The sequence below is a fragment of the Selenomonas sp. genome (assembly GCF_057272215.1).
The window spans coordinates 21,794-41,206 of sequence record NZ_DBHIUY010000013.1; the positions used below are offsets into that span (position 1 = coordinate 21,794).

18 protein-coding genes are annotated in these 19,413 nt (G+C 59.3%); 3 read left to right on the forward strand and 15 right to left on the reverse strand.

The window, feature by feature from the left end:
- Positions 1–34: 34 nt before the first annotated feature.
- The 11 genes from ACO5Z0_RS10770 to ACO5Z0_RS10820 form a co-directional block, all read right to left on the reverse strand.
- Complete coding sequence (locus ACO5Z0_RS10770) at positions 35–448, reverse strand: PTS sugar transporter subunit IIA (RefSeq protein ID WP_485650299.1); 414 nt, start codon at positions 446–448, stop codon at positions 35–37.
- Positions 449–631: 183 nt separating this feature from the next.
- On the reverse strand, positions 632–1,978 hold the full coding sequence (gene bioA / locus ACO5Z0_RS10775; protein ID WP_485650300.1) for an adenosylmethionine--8-amino-7-oxononanoate transaminase: 1,347 nt from the start codon (positions 1,976–1,978) through the stop codon (positions 632–634).
- Between the two features lie 17 nt (positions 1,979–1,995).
- Positions 1,996–2,679: a dethiobiotin synthase gene (gene bioD / locus ACO5Z0_RS10780; protein WP_485650301.1), complete on the reverse strand. Its 684-nt coding sequence runs from the start codon at positions 2,677–2,679 to the stop codon at positions 1,996–1,998.
- A gap of 32 nt (positions 2,680–2,711) precedes the next feature.
- Positions 2,712–3,248, reverse strand: a complete 537-nt coding sequence (locus ACO5Z0_RS10785; RefSeq protein ID WP_485650302.1) for a biotin transporter BioY — start codon at positions 3,246–3,248, stop codon at positions 2,712–2,714.
- A gap of 153 nt (positions 3,249–3,401) precedes the next feature.
- Complete coding sequence (locus ACO5Z0_RS10790; RefSeq protein ID WP_485650303.1) at positions 3,402–3,608, reverse strand: phosphoribosylaminoimidazolesuccinocarboxamide synthase; 207 nt, start codon at positions 3,606–3,608, stop codon at positions 3,402–3,404.
- Positions 3,605–3,856, reverse strand: a complete 252-nt coding sequence (locus tag ACO5Z0_RS10795) for a type II toxin-antitoxin system RelE family toxin (RefSeq protein ID WP_442673557.1) — start codon at positions 3,854–3,856, stop codon at positions 3,605–3,607. The genes ACO5Z0_RS10790 and ACO5Z0_RS10795 overlap by 4 nt, the downstream gene beginning before the upstream one ends.
- Positions 3,857–3,953: 97 nt before the next feature.
- On the reverse strand, positions 3,954–4,430 hold the full coding sequence (gene smpB, locus ACO5Z0_RS10800; RefSeq protein WP_485650304.1) for an SsrA-binding protein SmpB: 477 nt from the start codon (positions 4,428–4,430) through the stop codon (positions 3,954–3,956).
- Positions 4,431–4,472: 42 nt separating this feature from the next.
- Positions 4,473–7,082: a ribonuclease R gene (gene rnr, locus ACO5Z0_RS10805; protein WP_485650305.1), complete on the reverse strand. Its 2,610-nt coding sequence runs from the start codon at positions 7,080–7,082 to the stop codon at positions 4,473–4,475.
- Between the two features lie 29 nt (positions 7,083–7,111).
- Positions 7,112–7,861 carry an alpha/beta hydrolase gene (locus tag ACO5Z0_RS10810; RefSeq protein WP_485650306.1) on the reverse strand — a complete coding sequence of 250 codons (750 nt, stop codon included), beginning with the start codon at positions 7,859–7,861 and terminating at the stop codon, positions 7,112–7,114.
- Between the two features lie 151 nt (positions 7,862–8,012).
- Positions 8,013–8,228 (reverse strand): preprotein translocase subunit SecG, encoded by a 216-nt coding sequence (secG, locus tag ACO5Z0_RS10815; protein WP_442673564.1) that lies wholly within the window; start codon positions 8,226–8,228, stop codon positions 8,013–8,015.
- Positions 8,229–8,423: 195 nt separating this feature from the next.
- Positions 8,424–9,452 carry an ABC transporter substrate-binding protein gene (locus ACO5Z0_RS10820; RefSeq protein ID WP_485650307.1) on the reverse strand — a complete coding sequence of 343 codons (1,029 nt, stop codon included), beginning with the start codon at positions 9,450–9,452 and terminating at the stop codon, positions 8,424–8,426.
- Positions 9,453–9,650: 198 nt separating this feature from the next.
- On the opposite strand from ACO5Z0_RS10820, the gene ACO5Z0_RS10825 reads away from it, so the two are divergent.
- The 3 genes from ACO5Z0_RS10825 (at position 9,651) to ACO5Z0_RS10835 (ending at position 12,868) form a co-directional block, all read left to right on the forward strand.
- The gene (locus tag ACO5Z0_RS10825) at positions 9,651–11,129 is read left to right on the forward strand and encodes a class I adenylate-forming enzyme family protein (RefSeq protein ID WP_485650308.1); all 1,479 of its coding nucleotides are present in this window, start codon (positions 9,651–9,653) and stop codon (positions 11,127–11,129) included.
- A 390-nt stretch (positions 11,130–11,519) separates the two neighbouring features.
- A complete protein-coding gene (locus ACO5Z0_RS10830; RefSeq protein WP_485650309.1) occupies positions 11,520–11,723 on the forward strand; it encodes a hypothetical protein in 204 nt (67 codons plus the stop codon).
- Positions 11,724–11,971: 248 nt separating this feature from the next.
- Entirely contained in the window at positions 11,972–12,868 is an 897-nt protein-coding gene (locus ACO5Z0_RS10835) for a hypothetical protein (RefSeq protein ID WP_485650310.1), read from the forward strand.
- 159 nt (positions 12,869–13,027) lie between these two features.
- On the opposite strand, the gene ACO5Z0_RS10840 is transcribed toward ACO5Z0_RS10835, so the two are convergent.
- From ACO5Z0_RS10840 to ACO5Z0_RS10855, 4 genes are all read right to left on the reverse strand, one after another.
- Positions 13,028–13,714: a ComF family protein gene (locus ACO5Z0_RS10840; RefSeq protein ID WP_485650311.1), complete on the reverse strand. Its 687-nt coding sequence runs from the start codon at positions 13,712–13,714 to the stop codon at positions 13,028–13,030.
- A complete protein-coding gene (gene recD2, locus ACO5Z0_RS10845) occupies positions 13,711–15,894 on the reverse strand; it encodes an SF1B family DNA helicase RecD2 (RefSeq protein ID WP_485650312.1) in 2,184 nt (727 codons plus the stop codon). Before recD2 ends, ACO5Z0_RS10840 begins: the two co-directional genes overlap by 4 nt.
- Before the next feature lie 56 nt (positions 15,895–15,950).
- Positions 15,951–17,951, reverse strand: a complete 2,001-nt coding sequence (locus tag ACO5Z0_RS10850) for an ABC-F family ATP-binding cassette domain-containing protein (RefSeq protein WP_485650313.1) — start codon at positions 17,949–17,951, stop codon at positions 15,951–15,953.
- 121 nt (positions 17,952–18,072) lie between these two features.
- Positions 18,073–19,401 carry an LCP family protein gene (locus ACO5Z0_RS10855; RefSeq protein WP_485650314.1) on the reverse strand — a complete coding sequence of 443 codons (1,329 nt, stop codon included), beginning with the start codon at positions 19,399–19,401 and terminating at the stop codon, positions 18,073–18,075.
- Positions 19,402–19,413 lie beyond the last annotated feature (12 nt).

Here is a 19,413-nt window from a genome sequence, read left to right on the forward strand (position 1 = left end):
CCTATCCTGCCACTATGGTACGTCTCTCAAATCCTCAGGCGTTGACCGTACTCGTATGGAAAAGTCGGATGCCCTTCTGCCCTGCACCCGCCGCCTTTTCCATCAGCGCACGAATATCCGTCCCTTCATCCATCATCTGCGCATTCACCATATCGGCGAGCATCGGCAGGCTTGCCCCCGTGACAATGCCGTACTTCTCGTTGTTGATGACGATACGGCAGGCGGCATTGTACGGCGTGCCGCCAAAAATATCAACGAGGAAGAGCGCACCGCCCGACGCATCGACCTTTTCCAAGGCAGCCTCATACTTCGCCGTAATGTCCGCAGGCCCCTCCCCCGGCAAAAACGTGACCGCCGCCGTATTCTGCACCTCTCCAAAAATCATATCGACGGATGCGAGCAGCTCTTCCGCCAATCTGCCGTGTGTGCCAACGATGATTGCAAACATATCCATTACCCCCCGGATGGGCTTTTACCCAAGCATAGAATCCAGCGCTTATCATTCTTATTATAGCAAATTTTTTCCTCTATGTCCTCTGAAAAAAGCGGTTAATTTCCAAGGAGTAAAATTTACAGCAAAAAGCCGCCCGACGCTTTCTTTTTGCGGCGGACGGCGTTCCGTTGATATTTTCTATACCCCAAGCACCTCATCCATCGCCTGCTTCATGCGGCAGATCGCGGTGTCAAGCTCTTCCTTCTTGATGTTGAGCGGCGGATTGAAGTAAAGGACGTCGCCCAACGGGCGCAGCAGCAGCCCGTGACGCAGAGCCGCTCGATAAATGGCGTAGCCAAGACGGCGGCTTCCGTCGAAGGGACGCTTCTCCCGCTTGTCCTCGACAAGCTCGGCGGCGTGAATCAAGCCGATGTGGCGAATCTCGCCGACATGCTTGTGCGCACCGAACACCTCTTCCATGCGCGAGGTCAGCCAGAGAGCCGTATTTTCCGCTTCTTCCAAGATATTTTCCTCGTCGAGGATGTCGAGGACGGCGAGAGCCGCCGCGCAGCCAAGCGGATTTCCCGCGTAGGTGTGGCTGTGCATAAACGCCTTGCCTTCGCTCCAGTCTGCATAGAAAGCGTCATAAATCTTCTCTTTAACGACAGTGATCGACATCGGCATATAGCCGCCTGTCAAACCTTTGGAAAGGCACATGATGTCGGGCGTAATGCCCGCCCGCTCCGTCGCAAAGAGCCTGCCCGTCCTGCCGAAGCCCGTCGCGATCTCATCGGCGATCAAGAGCACATCGTAATCATCACAAAGCGCACGCAGTTTTTTGAGATACAATTCGGGGTAAATGCGCATACCCGCGCTGCCCTGCAAAAGCGGCTCGACGATCATCGCCGCACATTCTGCCGCGTGCTCGACGAACGCCTTTTGGACATAGGAGAAGCACTCGCAGGCGCACGATTCGCGCGTCTTCTGGAAAGGACATCGGTAGCAGTCGGGCGCTTCGACGTGGATGTTGTCCATCATCATGGGCTTGTACATCTGGGCGAAGAGATCCATGCTGCCGACGGAGAGCGCACCGATCGTCTCGCCGTGATAACCTTCGGAAAGACACATAAAGCGCGTCTTTTTCATGCGCCCCGTCTGCTGCGAGTATTGAAACGCCATCTTGAGCGCGGCTTCGACGGCAGACGAGCCGTTGTCGTTGAAGTGGAACTTCGTGAGCCCCGCCGGCACAAGTGCGGCAAGACGTTCCGCCAGCTCGATGGCAGGGCGGTGCGAGAAGTTTGCGAAGATGACATGTTCCAAGCGGTCGAGCTGCGCCTTGATGCGTGCGTTGATCTTCTCGTTCGCATGACCTAAGAGGTTCGCCCACCACGAACTGACAATGTCGAGATACGCCTTTCCATGCACATCGTAGAGCCACGCGCCTTCCGCATGGTCGATGACCATAGGGCGAAGCTCTTCATAGTCCTTCATCTGGGCGCACGGGTGCCAGATATGACGTAAGTCGCGTTCTTCAATCGTTGGCATAGATTCTCCTCCTAAGTTTATGCGTACAGCGCGGCGAGCGCGTCGGCGGCAAGCGGCAGATCCTTCGCACCCTTTTCGACACAGGCGAGGACGGGCGCACCCGTCATTTCCTCGACCATCTTCTTATTGTCCTCCTGCATACGATCCCCCGCCTGCCAGTGGTTGAAAATGAAGCCCGCCAAAGGAATCTCTCGCATCTTCAAATGCTCGGCAGTCAAGACGGCGGCATTGATCGTGCCGAGCCCCGCGTCGGCGATGACAAGCGCAGAAAGCTGCAAGCGCACGATGAGATCATCGAGCACAACATGCTCCTTTTCATCCCAGCGCAGCGGGCAGATGATGCCGCCGCTGCCCTCGACGGTCAAATAGTCGAAGCGTTCCTTTGCCGCGAAAAAATCGCGCTCGACCTTGTCAAAGTCGACGGGGCGGCTCTCGATCTTCGCTGCAAGATGCGGCGATACAGCATCACGATAGATATAGGATACGCTCGCGTCCTCTGCCGGCAACCCCGCCGTGCGGCGAACGAAGAGCGCGTCGCCCGGCAAAAGCGCACCGTCCGCTCCCACCTCCGCGCCCGAAAGCGCCGCCTTGTAATAGCCCGCGCGAAAACCCGCGTCCTTCAGGCGTTTGACAATGAGCCCCGTCACATACGTCTTGCCGATGTCTGTGCCCGTTCCCGTGATGAACAATGCTTTTCCCATGAAAGATATCTCCTTTAACCACAAAGAGGATTTCAGAGCCAAAGCCCCGCCTTACGGCAGCGCATACCGATGAAAGCGGCGGCAAGGCACAGCAAAAAATCCGGCACAACCTGCAGAATGCCGCAGTACCAGAGCGCGAGCCAGAGCGTGATCGGCGCATCGACGATATAGTTCGAAGCGATATAGAAATAAGAGATGCCAAAAAGATACACGACCGCCATGCCCGCGAGACACGCGCCGAGCACACGCTTGAACGTCGGCTCGCCGCCGCGCACGAGCGCACCCGTCAGATACGCCTGACAGATGAAGCCGACGAGATAGCCAAACGTCGGCTGCAGGATGTAGCTTGGTCCGCCGCCCGACGCGAAAACGGGAATGCCGACAAGCCCCATGAGAACATAAGTGCCGACCGCCACCGCCCCGAGCCGCGCCCCGAGCAATACGCCCGCCAAAAGCGTGAAGAGGAACTGCAAGGTGTAGACGTCCGTGCCGACAGGAATGCGAATGAAGGCGCCGACGGCAACAAGCGCGATAAAGAGCGCACAGAGAACCATTTCTCTGATTTTCATAAATCTCGAATCCTCCCGCAAGTATAGTTTCATAAATCGCTCTTATCATACGCTCTTGACGGCAAATTGTCAACTATATATATGCAGACGGTTGACATTCATCCTATAAAATTTTTCTTTTCAATATTACATGCTTTACCGTCCATTCATCTCCTACGAATCCCAATCCACAGCGTCATGAGCTATCGTAGCGCCACGCATATATTCTTGCACAGCGATCAGATGCGATTCTCGATCATCATCCGTTGCAACATCATCTGCATCTTTCGGCAAAAATCGCTTCACCACTTCCAAGAGAATCGGTAATTCTCCATCTGGAATAAAATCTATCATTTCTACGATTTGCGCTTTGACCGTCATAACAGAAAGCCTCCCTTATAAACATCGCCCCTTGGTGCAATTTTTTCAATCAGAATGGTATTCTTATCCGGATACGAAAATACGATTCGCCAACCGCCAACACGCATCCTATAGAGTTCATCACTTCCCTTGAGCCGTTTCACATCACCCTGCGGCAATCCTTCGATTGCCTGCTTGATACGCCGCTTTATCGTTCTGTCCATTGCTCCAATACTTTTCACAGCCATTTTTGCATATTGTATGTTCATCGATCATATTCCTTTTCTGAACATCTCCTCGTATTTGCAAAGACTTCTCTCTAAAGTATATCAAAAAGAGATGGCGCGCGCCATCTCTTTTCCTGCTTCATCTGCCCTTGCTGTGATCCTTCACGGCGCGTTCGATGTCGCGCTTGGCGGCTTTTGCCGCGAGGTCGCGGCGTTTGTCATAGGTATGCTTGCCGCTTGCAAGCGCGAGTTCGAGCTTCGCCTTGCCTTTCGAGAAATAGAGCTTCAGCGGCACGAGCGTGAAGCCCTTCTCGCGCGTTTTGGAAAAGAGCTTGACGATCTCCGCCTTGTGCATGAGGAGTTTTCGCTTTCTGAGCGGCTCGTGGTTAAAGATATTGCCCTGCTCGTAGGGGCTGATGTGCATGTTCTCCACGAAGATCTCGCCATTCTTGATCGATGCGAAGCTGTCCTTGAGGTTCACTCTTCCCGCACGCAGAGATTTGACCTCGGTGCCTTGCAGCACAAGCCCCGTTTCAAAGGTTTCGTGGATGAAATAGTCGTGACGCGCCTTGCGGTTTTCCGCGACGATCTTCACGCCGTCGTTCTTGCGTCCCATCGCTTCCCCCTGTTCTTTCTGCCGAAGCTGCCGCTTCTCCCATCAATCGCTGTTCGCCGTCGCACGCTCGGTCTTATGATGCGGACGCCGCTTCTTGTCGGGCTTGGGCGCATTTTTCTTGCCCTGCTTGCGCAAGTCCTTCGGCGGTTTCATCCAAAACGCCTTGGGGCGGCTGCTGCTCGACTCGTCGGCGAGAGCGCCCTGCCTTTCCGCGTGGAACCTTTCCGGCTTCTTCGCACCGCGCCCCTCGCCTTGCAGCTTCTTCCCCTTGTGCGGTCTGCCGCCCTTCTTTCCGTGCGCTGCGCCTTGCTCCGCCGCTGTCGGAGCCGTCGGTTCCGCGTGCGCCGCGCTCGTCACATCGGCGATGATCGCATCGGTTCGCTTTTTCTTCGCGCCTTTTCTGCCCCTGCCTTTTTTCGAACGCAGACCTTTCTTCGCGTCCTCATCCCTACGGGAGCCGCCCCGCTCCGCTTTCGCGCCCTCGGGCTTCTTCGCAGCGACGAATACGCCGTTGTCCTCTAAAATGAAGTCGAGATTGCGCTCGGCGATATTGGCGCGAACAAGCACGACGCGAACAGGCTCGCCGAGGCGGTAAGAGACGTGCGTCGCTCCGCCGACGAGTGCATAAAGCTCCTCGCGGTACTCGTAGTAGTCGTTGACCATGCTCGACACATGGACGAGACCTTCGACGCCGTTGTCCAGCTCACAGAAGATGCCGAACGCCGTGACGCCGCTGATGACGGCGTCGAAAGCGTCGCCGACGAACTGCGCCATGTACTCGATCTTCTTCATATCCTGCGTCTCGCGCTCCGCTTCGATGGCGATGCGCTCACGCGCTGAGGTATGCTCGGCGATCTCGGGAAGGATACTCCGCAGGCGTTCCTGACGCTCGGCAGCAATCGTGCCCGTCGCGAACGTCTCGCGCAGGAGACGATGCACGATGAGATCGGGATAGCGGCGGATCGGCGACGTGAAGTGCGTGTAGTGACGCGCGGCGAGACCGTAGTGGCCGAGCGGCTGATCGGCATAACGCGCCTGCTGCATCGAGCGAAGCGAGACGGCGCTGACGATGCGCTCTTCGGGCCGCCCTTTGACCTTTTCCAAGACTTGCTGCACATCCTTCGGCGCGACTTCGCCCGCTTCATTCGGCGCAAGATGCAGCGAGAACGTCGCCAAAAGGTTGTTGAGCCGCTCAATCTTCTCGTCTGACGGCTGCTCATGCACGCGGTAGAGAAACGGCTGCTCCTTCTTCTCCATGTGCTCTGCGACGGTTTCGTTCGCCGCGAGCATACATTGCTCGATCATCGACTCCGCGAGCGATCCCGTGCGCTTGATGAGCGCGACGGGCTTGCCGCTCTCGTCGAGCTTCACTTTGATCTCGGGCACGTCGAAGCCGATGGAGCCGCGCTCATGACGCGCCTTTTCCATCGCGTCATGCACCTCGCGAAGAGGTGTAAGAAGCGGCAGGAGGTCGGCGTTCTCCGCGCGCACCGCGTCCGCGCCCTCGGCGAAGATCTCGTTGACGAGCGTATAGGTCAGCCGCCGATAGACGTGAATGACGACGGGCAGGATCTCGTAGCTCTTGACGAGACCGTCCGCACCGATCTCCATCTCACATGCCATCGCGAGGCGATCTTCGCCCGCATTCAGACTGCATATACCATTCGACAGCTTCTTCGGCAGCATCGGAATCACGCGGTCAACGAGGTAGACGCTCGTGCCCCGCGCACGCGCCTCACGGTCGAGCGGCGAATTCTCGCGCACATACCAACTGACGTCGGCGATATAAACGCCGAGGAAGAAGCTGCCGTCCGCACGCCGCTCGGCGTAAACGCCGTCGTCCAGATCCTTCGCATCCTCGCCGTCGATCGTCACGATGCGAAAGCTGCGGCGGTCCCGTCTGCCGCGAAACTCTTCGGGCGCGACGGCATCCTCGATTGCCGCCGCCTCTTCCGCTGCGTCGGCGGGAAACTCCTCCGACAGCCCGTATTGGCTCATGACGGAAAGCACATCGACGCCCGGCTCACCCGCACGGCCGAGGATTTCTTCCACCTCGCCCTCGGCGTTCCTCCTGCCCGCCGGCCACTTCGTGATGCGCACGACGACCTTCATGCCCGCCTTTGCGCCATGCACGGCTCCCTTCGGGATGAAGATATCCTGCCCGATCTTCTTGTCGTCAGGCGTCACGAAGCCGAAATGACGGCTCTCCTCGAACGTACCGACGATGCACTCGTTCGCGCGTTCGACGATGCGGATGATCTCTCCCTCGCGCGAGCGTCCGGCAATCTCCGACGGCGAAAGCCGCGCCACGACGCGATCGCCGTTCATCGCGCCGCCGAGGCTGCCGCCCGGCACGAAGATGTCGCTGTCCGTCTCCTTCTCGCGTACCTCGGGGATGATGAAGCCGAAGCCCTTCGCCGACATCGAGAGCCTGCCGACGATGAGATTCATGCGCTCCGGCACGCCGAAGCGGTTGTGGCGCGTCTTGATGACGGCCGCGGTCTTTTCCAGCTCTTCCAGAGCCGTCCGGAAGCGTGCAAGCTCTGCTTCCGAAAGCGGCATTTCACCAGCCAGCTCCTCCGCCGTCAGCGGCTTGTACGCTGCTGTGCGCATATAACTCACGATGCGCTCCTGCAATTCATTTTGTTCCATTCATTTCTCCCAGTTCCTTCTCCATTCTTTCACACACCGCCGTGCGCACACAAAAACGCCGCCGTGCGCCGAAACACCGTCCGCCGTTCAGCATCAAGCATCACGAGATGCCCCGAGCGCACAAGCCACAAAACTTCCTTGTGCACCGCGCCCGCATGGTCATAGATGTACTTGAGACTCGAACGCTGTGCCGTATGATCGTGCAGCGAATGGACGAGCAAAAGCGGCGCTGTCACGCGCGGCAGAAGCACCTTGACGCGCTCGATGAAGCCGACCATCTCATGAATGGCGACAAGCGGCATCTTCTCGTATGTCATATTGCAAAACTCCGGCACATCGCGCAGAGACTTGCGCAGCTTCGGGTGAAATCTGCCGATGCATTCGCTGCGCGGCGGCAGATACTTCATGCCGCGTCCCTCGTCGATGAAGATCGGCGCGGCGAGTGTCACGACGCTCTCGACACACTTTTGCGCCGCCAAGCGAAGAGCCAAAAGCGCCCCCATCGAATGTCCGACGACAGAGATCCGCCGCGCAGCGCCTGCCAGCAGCGCATACCCGTCCGCCGCCGAATCGTACCAGTCCTCAGCATCCGTATGCGCCATATCTTCCGGGCTGGTGCCATGACCGGCGAGACGCGGACACAGCACCGTATGACCTGCGCGATGGAGCGCTTCCGCCATGAGCCGAAGCTCCGGCGGCATACCCGTAAAACCGTGCAGGAGCAGCACGCCGTGCGAACCGCCCGGCAAGAGAAAAGGCTCTGCCCCCTCGATGATCATCGCCGCCCCCCTTTTCCCGACATGCAGAGCACGCCGAAATCCCGCGCACCTCTCCCGCAATAGAAAGAAACGCCCGGCCTTTTCGCCGAGCGTCCGCCGCATGTGCAGCCGCCAAGAAAATCGCGTCGGATCTCCTGCGCCAAAGGCTGCCCTACATCGTCATCTTGGCAATCACAAGCGTGATCCCGCCAAAAAGAACCGCCAAGACGACGGTCACACGCGCAAGAAGCGCATCCATGCCACGCGCCTTCGCGCTGAACACCGTATCGCCGCCGCCCCCATCGAAGCCGCCCATGCCCGCAGACTTAGGCTCCTGCCCCAAGACAGCAACGATCAAGAGTATGGCGACAAGCGCATCAAGCACCATCAAAAACGTAAGCAAAAGTGAACCTCCTCCAGCTCGTAGAGCTTTCCATTCTCTTACTTACTATTTTAGCATGAAGCCCCGAGAAGTCAAGCCCGCAGGGCACGGACGGATCGGCAGCTTTCATGTAAGGGCGGCGCACAAAAACGCCTGCAAGGTTAGGAAAAAGGCGCGACCCTCACGCCGCGCCCTTTTTCATCAATATTTCCTTTCCTGTATCGCGATCGACGCGATGTCTGCGGGATAGACGCTGTCCTTGACAAAGACGGTGCGCTCGACCTTTTCACCCGCCAAGACCTTCTTCGCCATCTCCATGAGGAGCGGTCCCTGCAGCGGGTTGCCCTCGACGGTGCAGTTGCTCTTGCCCTCGATCATCGCCTGGAAGATCGCGCGCGTGCCGTCGCACGAAACGATCACGATATCCTGCCCGGGCTTCAAGCCTGCCGCTTCAATCGCTTCGATCGCGCCGAGCGCCATGTCGTCGTTCTGCGCGAAGAGAATATCGATCTTGTCGCGATAGTGCTTGAGTATCTCTGTCATGACCTGCCTGCCGCCGTCCTTCTGGAACGTCGAATTCTGCGCAACGAGGATCTCGTATCTGTCCTTGTTCGGCGACGACGTCATCTCATCGCGAAAACCCGTATCGCGTCGCTCGACGACGGATGCTCCCGTCGGTCCTTTGATCTCGGCGATGTTGAACTTCGCACCGCCGTCGCGCGGCGTTTTCCCTTTTTCGTGCATGTAGCCGTCGAGCCAGCGGAACGCTTCGCGGCCTTCGCGCACGGAATCCGTGCCGATGCGCATGACGTAGAGACTCTCATCGTTCGTTTGAAGATCGCGGTCAACGACGATCACGGGGATCTTCGCCTCCTTCGCTTCCTTCAGCACCTCATCCCAGCCCGTCGCCACGATGGGAGAAAAGGCGATGATATCAACCTTCTGTGCGATGAAGGAGCGAATCGCTCGGATTTGATTCTCCTGCTTGAGTTCCGCATTGGAAAACTGCAGATCGATGCCGGCATCCTCCGCCGCCTGCTTGATCGACGCCGTATGCGCCGCACGCCACGTCGACTGTGCGCCGATCTGTGAGTAGCCCATCGTGATCTTACGATTGCCCGATCCCGGCTCCGCGCTGCCGACCTTGCTCTTATCCTGTCCGCTCGTCGTACACCCCGCCGCTGCGATCGCTATGACCGCCGCCAGCAGCAAGGCAAAGATTTTCCTCATATCGCACTCCCCTTTTCGCACACCTTGATACAAGCATAAACATCCACTATCCAAGGCATAAGTTAATACTATCTTAAATTTAGCATTGAACCCCTGTTTTGTCAAGGAAGCGCGGAGAATTTCAGTTGACTTGCAGACCTTTACGCCTTAAAATTCAGCTATGAGCAATGTTTTGAAAGAGATAAAAGGATGTGTTCCATGCTACTCCATGAGATTCTGAAAAACGGGCGCGGCGAGGATATCGCCGTCATCGACCGCGGCCGCCGCATCACCTACGACGAGCTGCGGGAAGCCCTTCGCGCCTCACGCGACCGCTTCTACGCCGCAGGCATCCGTGCGCACGATCACGTCGCACTCTTTTCCCATAACCGCGCCGAACTTCTCATCGCCTACCTCGCGGTGAACTCTCTCGGCGCCGTCGCCGTGCCGCTCAACTACCAGCTCAGCGTGCGCGAAGCCGCCTACATCATCAAGGACGCCGACGTGCGTCATCTCGTGACGGAAAAAGAACTGCCGCTCGAATCCCACTTAGGACAGCAAGGCTACGGCGGCGAGCTTTGCCAACTGCCGCTCTCGGACGTCTTAAAGCCCGCGAGCGCCATGCCCGCGCCGAAGCTCGCCAATGTCTTTTCCGAAGAAAATCCCTGCGTCATCATCTACACATCAGGCACAACGGGCGCTCCCAAAGGCGCTGTGCTCAGCCACAAAAACCAGCGCGTCAATGCGCAGCAGGTCATGGAACACCACGCCATCACAGCCGATGACAAAGTGCTATGCGTCCTGCCGATGTACCACTGCTTCGCTTGGACATGCTCCGTCCTCGCGACGCTCACCGCCGGCGGCACAATCGTCATCGTCAACGGCTTCATGCCAAAGGAGACGATCCGCGCCATCCGCGAAGAAAGCGTCACCGTCATGTACGCCGTGCCGTCCGTCTGTGCCATCCTCACGCGGCAGGCGGAAGAAGCCGACTTGAAGAGCCTGCGCTTGACGGGCATCGGCGGCACGGCGCTGCCGCAGGAAATCGCCAACGCCTACCGCGAGAAGTTCGGTCTGACGATTTACGAAGTCTACGGGCTCTCCGAAGCCTCGCCCGTCGTCACGATGGACTCGCCGCGCCACTACCGCCCCGGCTCCATCGGCGTACCCTTGAAAGGGCTTGCCGTCATCATCGCAGGCGAAGACGGCAAAGAGCTGCCGCGCGGCACGACGGGCGAGCTGCTCGTCAAGGGACCGACCGTCATGAAAGGCTACTGGCACCAGGACGAGGCGACGGCACGCACCATACAGGACGGCTGGCTGCATACGGGCGACATCGCCCGCATGGACGAAGATGGCTTCGTCTACATCGTTGACCGCATCAAGGACATGATCATCAGCATGGGCGAAAACGTCTATCCGCGCGAAATCGAAGAGCTGGTCTACGCCTTCCCCGGCATCGAAGACGCCGCCGTCATCGCCATCCCCGATCCTCTTCGCGGACAGGCGGGCGGCTGCTACTATACGGTAAAGAAAAACGAAGAAGTCGATATGCGCACCCTGAAGAAATTCCTGCAAAAGAATCTCGCCGTCTACAAGGTGCCGCGCGAATTTTGCCAAATCCCCGAGATGCCGCGCACCTCGACCGGCAAGATCGCCAAGCGCGAAATCGCACGCCTTTACCGCGAAGAGAAGTAACGCACGCACAAAAAAAGCGCCGCAGTATGCGGCGCAAATGAAGGGATGAGGTCTTGGACGGGACGCCCTCCCCAAGGGTACCAAGAACGGCTTGATCCGTGCTGTGTGCATCGTGCATCTTTCGCAGGCTGCGAAAGATGCGGCTGCTGAAAGCCATCGATTTGTACGAACGTACCGCACGCTTCCCGAGTCAGTTCCGATCATCAGCTCCACCCGATTGTTGTCCCCAATGGCGGAGGGCGTTCCTTACGCTTCCGCCGTATTCCTCATTTGGAAGTCCGACGGAGCCTCTCTTCTTGCTTTTTATTATACTTTGGGAGAATGGTTTCGTCAAGCGGAAAATTGCATACGCCTCGTTTCTCTCAAGACTGCTGGGACTTTTCTACAATATTGCATTTTCATGAGAAACGCGTAAGAAAGAAGTGTTTTCATGCAAATGACAAGAAAGAGCCGTGTTCTTTTAATCGCCTTTTTAGGTATAATGTCCGCTATGGCATCGCCGGCGACCATACGGCGATGCCTATGGCGATCCTCATGGTCACAGGCTACGGTCTTGGCGTCGCTCTGTTTTATACGCATGTGGCGAAAGGGTAGGCTCATCAACGATACGATTTGACGAAACCCTCTGAGCAAGATATCATAAACAGCAAAAGATGCTGCCGATAAACGGTCAGCCCCAACCTCGGAACGAAGAATCCCCGCCTAAAGTTTGGACTGCCGGAGGCGAGAGCGTCTTATGCGTTGATCGCTTGGATCGACGCAAGGATTTCCTCTCCCGCGCCTGCATCTCGTATGCGGTCATGGCAGCACAACGACAAATGACAAATTAAGGAGGACTTTTTATGAACCCCACCGCCCCTTCTCTTCTGAAGGCTGTGCTTTGCACCTTTTTCTGCGCCGCTCTTCTCCTCACGGCAAATACGCCTGTGCAGGCGGCGCGCTACGACCTTGAACAAACCGACATATCCTATACGAGCGACGGCAGAAGCTACACGCTGACGAAGTACATGCCGCCGCAGGCTCTCATTGGCTCCGGCCCGCGCGGCGAATACTGGATTGAAGACTGGGCGCAGTCGGGGTGGGATGCGTACTTCGACTACGATGAGGCGAGCGATACCTTCACGCTTTACAACCATGCGGGACCGTACCAACGTCTGATGTTTCTCGAATATGATGAGCTTTTGGTGGACGAGCTGATGAACGGACAGGTCATCGACAGCACGATCTACAAAAAAGGCCCCGACGGCATATACAGCGCCTACATCTCCCATATCGGCGCTACATGGACGCTCGACCGCTACATCACCGACGCATTGGAAATCTTCGACGACGAAGGGGGCGATGCGATCGCAGCATCTCCCGCCAGCTACACATCGACCGTCCCCGGTGACGGCAGTCTGCGCGATTTCGTTCTCAAAAAGTCGCCGAAGACCTCCGCTTCGACGTTTTACGGCAACCGCTACATGCTCATCGACGACTACGACGATGACGAGTGGGTCGCTTTCTCCTACGATGCGTCCACAGGCATCTTCGCCATGTACAACGCAGCTTCCGGCGACGAGCCGTACGCCTACCGCAAATTTTCCTCCGATTACAGCCGCATGGAAAACCAAGGCATGCACAGCGGAAACAGAAGCGGCGTATTTGTTCGCAATGCTTCCGGCATATATTCCGGCGATTCAGTGGAGATTTACAAATACATCACGGACGGTCTGCTCCTCTTCTTACGGAACCGCTGATAAAATGATGTCGCCCGGACGTATGAAAATGGGCGGCTGAATGTATCGGCGCTTCCTTAAAATCATCCGATCATGCACGGAAAACAACAGGGTCTTTGCACAAGTTCATTCGGCTTGTGCAAAGACCCTTTTTCGTGACTTCATTGCATCCGCGCTTCCCTAGCTTCGATCGCTCGCCAGCGCCAGTGCATACACGGAGGCGGCGCCCGCCTTTCGCAGCACGGCGGCGCAAGAGCCGAGCGTCGCCCCCGTCGTCAGGATATCGTCGAGCAGCAGGATGCGCTTTCCTGCGAGCAGTGCGCCGCCTTTTTCCGCCAGCGAAAGCGAGAATGCACCGCGCACGTTCTCGATGCGCGCACGCTCGCCCAAGCCGTACTGCGGCGCGGTGGCGCGGCTTCGCACCAAACATGCAGCGAGAGAAATGCCCTGCGCCTTGAGCCACGCGGCAAAGATCAACTCTGCCTGATTGAAGCCGCGCTCCTTCTCTCGCTCCGCATGAAGCGGCACGCATACGGCGAGATCGGCAGATACGATCGCCTGCGGCAATTTCGCCGCAAGAAGCGCCGCATGGATATAGGGCAGCGCACCGCGCCTGCCGCGATACTTCAGATCGCGGATCAGCTTCCCGAGCGCACCCGCATACGAGCCGACCGCCCATGCGCCATCGAGCGCGGCGCAGGCTTCAGCGCTGACCGCAAGACGATGGGGCTGCACCGTGCGCGAAAGACAAGCCGCGCACCAGCCGCCGCGCTCCTCGACATACGCGCCGCACGCCGGACAGTGCGCGGGAAAGACGATGGACGCGAGAGCGGCGCCGAGAGCGGCGAGATGCGCGGCGCACCTCACGAGAGCAGCGGGCTTTCGCCGCCCGCGCCTGCGAGTCTCTCGGCAAGCAGCGTGTAGCGCCGCCGCGTCTTGTCGTTCGATACCGCCGTAAAGACCGCCGCTTTCGAGCCGAGCAGCACGACCTTCTGCCGCGCACGCGTCACCGCCGTATAGAGAAGATTCCGCTGCAGCATGATACGATGCGCCGCGACAAGCGGCAGCACGATCACAGGGTACTCGCTGCCCTGGCTCTTATGCACGCTCATCGCGTAAGCAAGCGTCAGCATCCGAAGCTCGTTCGGCGCGTAGTCCGCCGTCAGCTCCTCAGAATAGCGTACTTTGACGCCATCTGCCGAGACTTCCGCGATGAAGCCGATATCGCCGTTAAAGACGCCCTTCGTGTAGTCGTTCTTCGTCTGCATGACCTTGTCGCCTCTGCGAAAGACCTGCATACTGTTCCGAAACTCCGCCTTTTCGGGCGCGGGCGGATTGAGCGCCGCCTGCAAGAGACGGTTCAGATTGTCAACGCCGCACGGCGTGCGGTGCATGGGCGAGAGCACCTGCACATCCGTCAAGGAGCGAAAGCCCTCGCGCGGCAGTTCATCGCGGCAGAGCGCGACAATGCGCCGCGCCGCCGCTTCCTCATCGGGTATCTCCAAAAACTCGAAATCCCCGCCCGCCGAGAACTGCGGCATACGCCCGCGATTGATCGCATGTGCGTTCAAGACGATCGTACCCTCGCCGCTCTGACGGAACACCTCCGTCAGACGCACGCTCGGCGCCGCGCCCGAGCGCAGAATATCCTTCAAGACCGCCCCGGGGCCGACGGCGGGCAGCTGATCGACATCGCCGACCAAGATGACACGCGCACCCTCCGGCACAGCATCGAGAAAATGCTCCATGAGCACAATATCCATCATCGACACCTCATCGAGAATGATCGCGTCGGCATCCAGCGGATCATCGGCGTCCTTCTCGAAGAGGGGCGAGCCGTCGGGAGCGGAGCCGCCCTGTGCGCCCAACAGACGATGCACCGTCTCCGCCCTGCGCCCCGTCGCCTCTGCGAGCCGCTTCGCCGCACGCCCTGTCGGCGCACCGAGGAGTACCGAGAGCCCTTGACTCTCAAGAACCGCGATCATACCGCGCACGACCGTCGTCTTCCCCGTGCCGGGACCGCCCGTCAAGACGAACACCGCATGATCGAGCACGGCGGCGACCGCTTCCCGCTGCTCCTTGGCAAGCGTGATCGCCGCCGTCCGCTCCCAGTCAACGACGATGGCAGCTGCCTTCTCGCTAGAAAGCACCGCCGCCTTCTGCTGCAAAAAGAACAAGATCTCTGCCGTGCGCTTCTCCGCGCGATAGAGCCACGGCGGATAGACGAGCGTATCTGCGCCGACATCCTCGGCGGCGAGCCTTTCGGCGGCGAGCGCCTCCTTCAAGACCGCGCGCACCTCCTCCGTCGGCGTGCCGAGGAGCTTCGCCGCACGCTCCGTCAAAACGGGCGCAGGGATGCAGCAATGCCCCTGCTGCGAGACAGTGAGGAGCGCATGACCGATCCCCGCCTCGATACGCTCTCGGCTGTCCTCAGTGATTCCCGCGCTCCTCGCAATCGCATCCGCCGTCAAAAAGCCGATGCCCGCGACGTCACGCGCCAGACGATACGGATGCTTCTCCATGACCTCGATGGCAAACGAGCTGTATACCTCGAAGATACGCGCCGCATACGCGCCCGACACGCCGTGCATCTCAAGCCACAGCATGATCTCCCTAAGCTCCTCTTTCTCCATATAAGATGCGTGGATCTTCGCCGCCGTCCTCTTGCCGACGCCCGCGATCTCCGTCAGACGCGAAGGCTTCTTCTCAATGATCTCCAACGTCTCCTTGCCGAACCTCTGCACGAGACGATGCGCCATCGCCTCGCCGACGCCCGCGATCGCGCCCGACGCGAGGAAGCGCTCGATTCCCGCGAGGCTCGTCGGCGCCGAGACGCGAAACGACGACGCCTTGAACTGCTCGCCGAAGCGCGGATGACGCACCCACTCGCCCGAAAGCGTCAGCTCCTGCCCCACGAGCGGCGCGGGCGCGTTCATCGTCACCGTCACGAGACCGCGTCGCCCCGAAGGGCGCAGGCGAAAGACCGTAAAGCCCCCCTCGGGCGCGGCAAAGACGACGCCTTCCGCCGTCCCTTCGAGCGTTTCCATGCTGCACCTCCTGCCGTCTGGCGGCTCTTTTCCTGCGCGGCACACTGTACGCCGCGCTACTCGGCGAGCGCTTCCCAGCGTGCGTAGCGCTCCTCGATCTCCTGCTCCTTCGCCGCATAGAGCGCGGCGATCTCCGCGCTCTTTTCGGGATCGCCCTGCACCTCGGGCTGATTCATCTCGAACTCAAGCCCCTTGAGTTCCGCCTCCGCCATAGCGATCTCCGCCTCGGCGCGTGCGAGCATCTCGGTGCGTCTGGTCTCCGACAGAGAAGCGAGGCGGCGCTGCTCCTGCTCCCTGCGGCCGGCGGCGCTTTCCTCCGCCGTCTTAGAAGCATTTGCGCCGCCCGCCGCGCCTGCGGATGCCCCCGCCTGCGTCCGTGACACGTCTGCCGCCCGCCGCGCGGCGGAAGCTGCATCCGCTTTCGCCGCCTTTTTCGCCTTCGCGCCCGCCTTTTCCGCAGCAGTTTCCGCCGCTTCCTTCTCCTCAATTTCCTTCTTCATGCGGTAATAGCTGTAATTCCCCTCATACGCGCAGAGCGTGCCGTTCGCCAGCTCCGCCGTCGTATTCGCCACCTTGTCGAGGAAATAGCGGTCGTGCGAGACCACGACAAACGTGCCCGGAAACGCCATCAGAGCCTCTTCGACCGCCTCTCGCGCAGGAATGTCGAGATGATTCGTCGGCTCGTCGAGCACGAGGAAATTCGCGCCCGTCAGCATGAGCTTCAAAAACGCCAGCCGCGCCTGCTCGCCGCCCGAAAGATCGCCGATGCGGCGAAACACCTCGTCGCCATAGAAGAGAAACGCGCCGAGATACTTGCGCGCCTCTTCCTCTGCGATGCCGAAATCGTAGTTCAGCTCGCCGACCAAAGTATTCTCAGGATGCAGCCCCTCGTGCTGCTGCGAAAAATAGCCGATCTTCACGCGGCTGCCGATCTTCACGCGCCCCGCCTGTGCCGCAAGCTCGCCCAAGAGCACGCGCAGGAGCGTCGTCTTGCCCGCGCCGTTCGGCCCGACGACAGCGATGCCGTCGCCCCTTCGGACGAGCAGCGACAGATGCGAAAACACCGCGCGGTCAGAGAAAGAAAACGTCACATCCTCCAGCTCCGCCACGCGCTCGGCGCACTCCGCCGGCGGATGAAAGGCGAAGTAGCTGAAACTCGCCTTCTCCGGCGCGAGAACGATGCGCTCCATGCGGCGCAGCCGGCTCTCGCGCCCGCGCGCCTGCTTCGCCTTGACGCCCGCGCGGTAGCGGCGGATAAACTCCTCCGTGCGGCGGATATGCTCCTGCTGCTTCTCATAGGCGGCGAGAAGCGACTTTTGCCGCTCGGCATACACCTTTTGAAAATACGTATAATTGCCTGCATACGAAGTCACCGTGCCGCCCGAAAGGTCAAGAATGTGCGTCGCCACGCGGTCGAGGAAAAAACGGTCGTGCGAGATCAAAAGCACGCCGCCCGCATAGTCTGCGAGAAAACCCTCAAGCCACTCGATCATCTTGATGTCGAGATGGTTCGTCGGCTCATCGAGAAAAAGGAAGTCCGGCTCGCGCAAAAGCGCTTTCGCAAGGCATATTCGCGTCCGCTGCCCGCCCGAGAAATGCCGCACATCCTTCGAGAAATCTTCCTCCGTAAACCCCAGACCGAAAGCGACGCGGCGAATGCGGCTCTCAAACGAATAGCCGCCGAGCCGCTCGAACGCATCGACGACACGCCCATAGAGCGCGATCTTCTCCTCGTCGGCAGACGCGATCTCCCCCTCAAGCGTCCGCTTCCGCTCCGCAAGCTCGATGACATCGGCAAAAGCGCGGCGAAACTCCTCATAGAGCGTCCCCTCGCCGAACGCCGCCTGCTGCTCGACATAGCCGATCACCGCGCCGTCGTCGAGCTGCACCGAGCCGGCATCCGCCTCTTCCGCGCCCAAAAGACAGCGCAGCAAAGTCGTCTTGCCCGCGCCGTTCGCACCGACAAGACCCGCGCGCTCGCCACGGCGCACCTCGAACGATACATCATGAAAAATCTCACTTGCACCAAACGATTTAGCAAGACCGATGACCTTCACCAAAAGCCCCCTCTCTGCAATAACGATTATTTGAACAATCCTTCTATCTCTTGATATAGGAAACACGGATAAAATGAAGTCGCCTAAATTTGCGCAAATGCGTGAAGATGGGCAGCTGAATTTATCCGTGGTTCCCATAATCTCTGCCGATATTCACAAGCGCCTCGCCCTTCGTGCCGCCCTCGATCAAAACGCAGGGGAACGGCATACCATAGAAAAGATCGACGCTCTTACCGGCTGCCATAATCGTCGTCTGCTCGCGGTCGCTCCTCTTGCCCGTCTCCACACTGCGGATGACGAAGCCCTTCGTCTGCAGGATCGCAGCGACCTCCGCACCCACGCCCGTGATGCCGCTTGAATTGATGACCGTGACGGCGACCTCGCTCGGCGCAGGCGGCTTCGTCTCATCCTTCGGCTTCTCCTGCACCTTTGCCGCTTCGCCGTCCGTCGGCGGCGCTTCCTTGCCCGAAGGCTTTCGCTCCGCCTCGTCAAAGCGAAAGCCCTCGGGCAGCTCGTCCTTATACTTCGCCGCATAACACGCGGCGCGATCCGCCGCGTCGCCTGCAAAAGGCACACCCGCCGCACGCGCCGCCATGCGGCGCAGCTCCACGACATCGGGAAGCCAATAGCTGACACCCTTGTACCATGCAGGTCTGCCCGGAGCCATCTCCGCCGCCAGCCCTTCCTCCTGCACCTTCTTCATCACTTGCAGGAACTCGATCATATCGCCCACACTGAGGTCGGTCTGGACGCTCTTCGCCACCTCGCCCACGATCTCGGGCAGCTTCGCGAAGACCTCGGGCGCAGTCACCTTCTGTAAAACCGCACGCATGAATCTCTGCTGGCGGCGAATGCGCCCGATGTCGCCCTCCGCGTCGCGGTAGCGCACATATTGCATCGCCTTCTCGCCCGTCATGTGCTGCATCCCCGGATCGATGTCGATGACAAGTCCGCCGTCGTCGTCCCAAGGGTCCTCGTAATACATGCGCTTCTCCACGTCGATGTCGATGCCGTCCAAAGCGTCAATGATGCGCTCGAAAGCGTGTACGTCGATGAGAATATAGTAGTCCATCGGCACATCGAGCAGCTGCTCAAGCGTATTCTTCGTCAGCTCGTATCCGCCGTAAGCATAAGCGGCATTGATCTTGTCGTAGCCCGCCCCCTCGATGGCGACGCGCGTATCGCGCGGAATCGAGAGAAGTGCGGCTGTCCCCCTCTCGGGATCGACCGTCGCGACCATCAGCGTATCGCTGCGCCCCACATCGTCCTTTCGCTTATCGACGCCGAGGATCATCACATGCACCTCCGAGCGCCCTGCGATCATGCCATCCGCCGCCGTGCGGCGCACAAGACCGCCGCCGAAAAAAACCGCCGCCGCAGCAGCAGCGAAGACGACGAGCAAAATAGCGGCGAAGATCACGACCCTGCGATAACTGCGCTTTTGCTGCAATGCTTTCCCTGC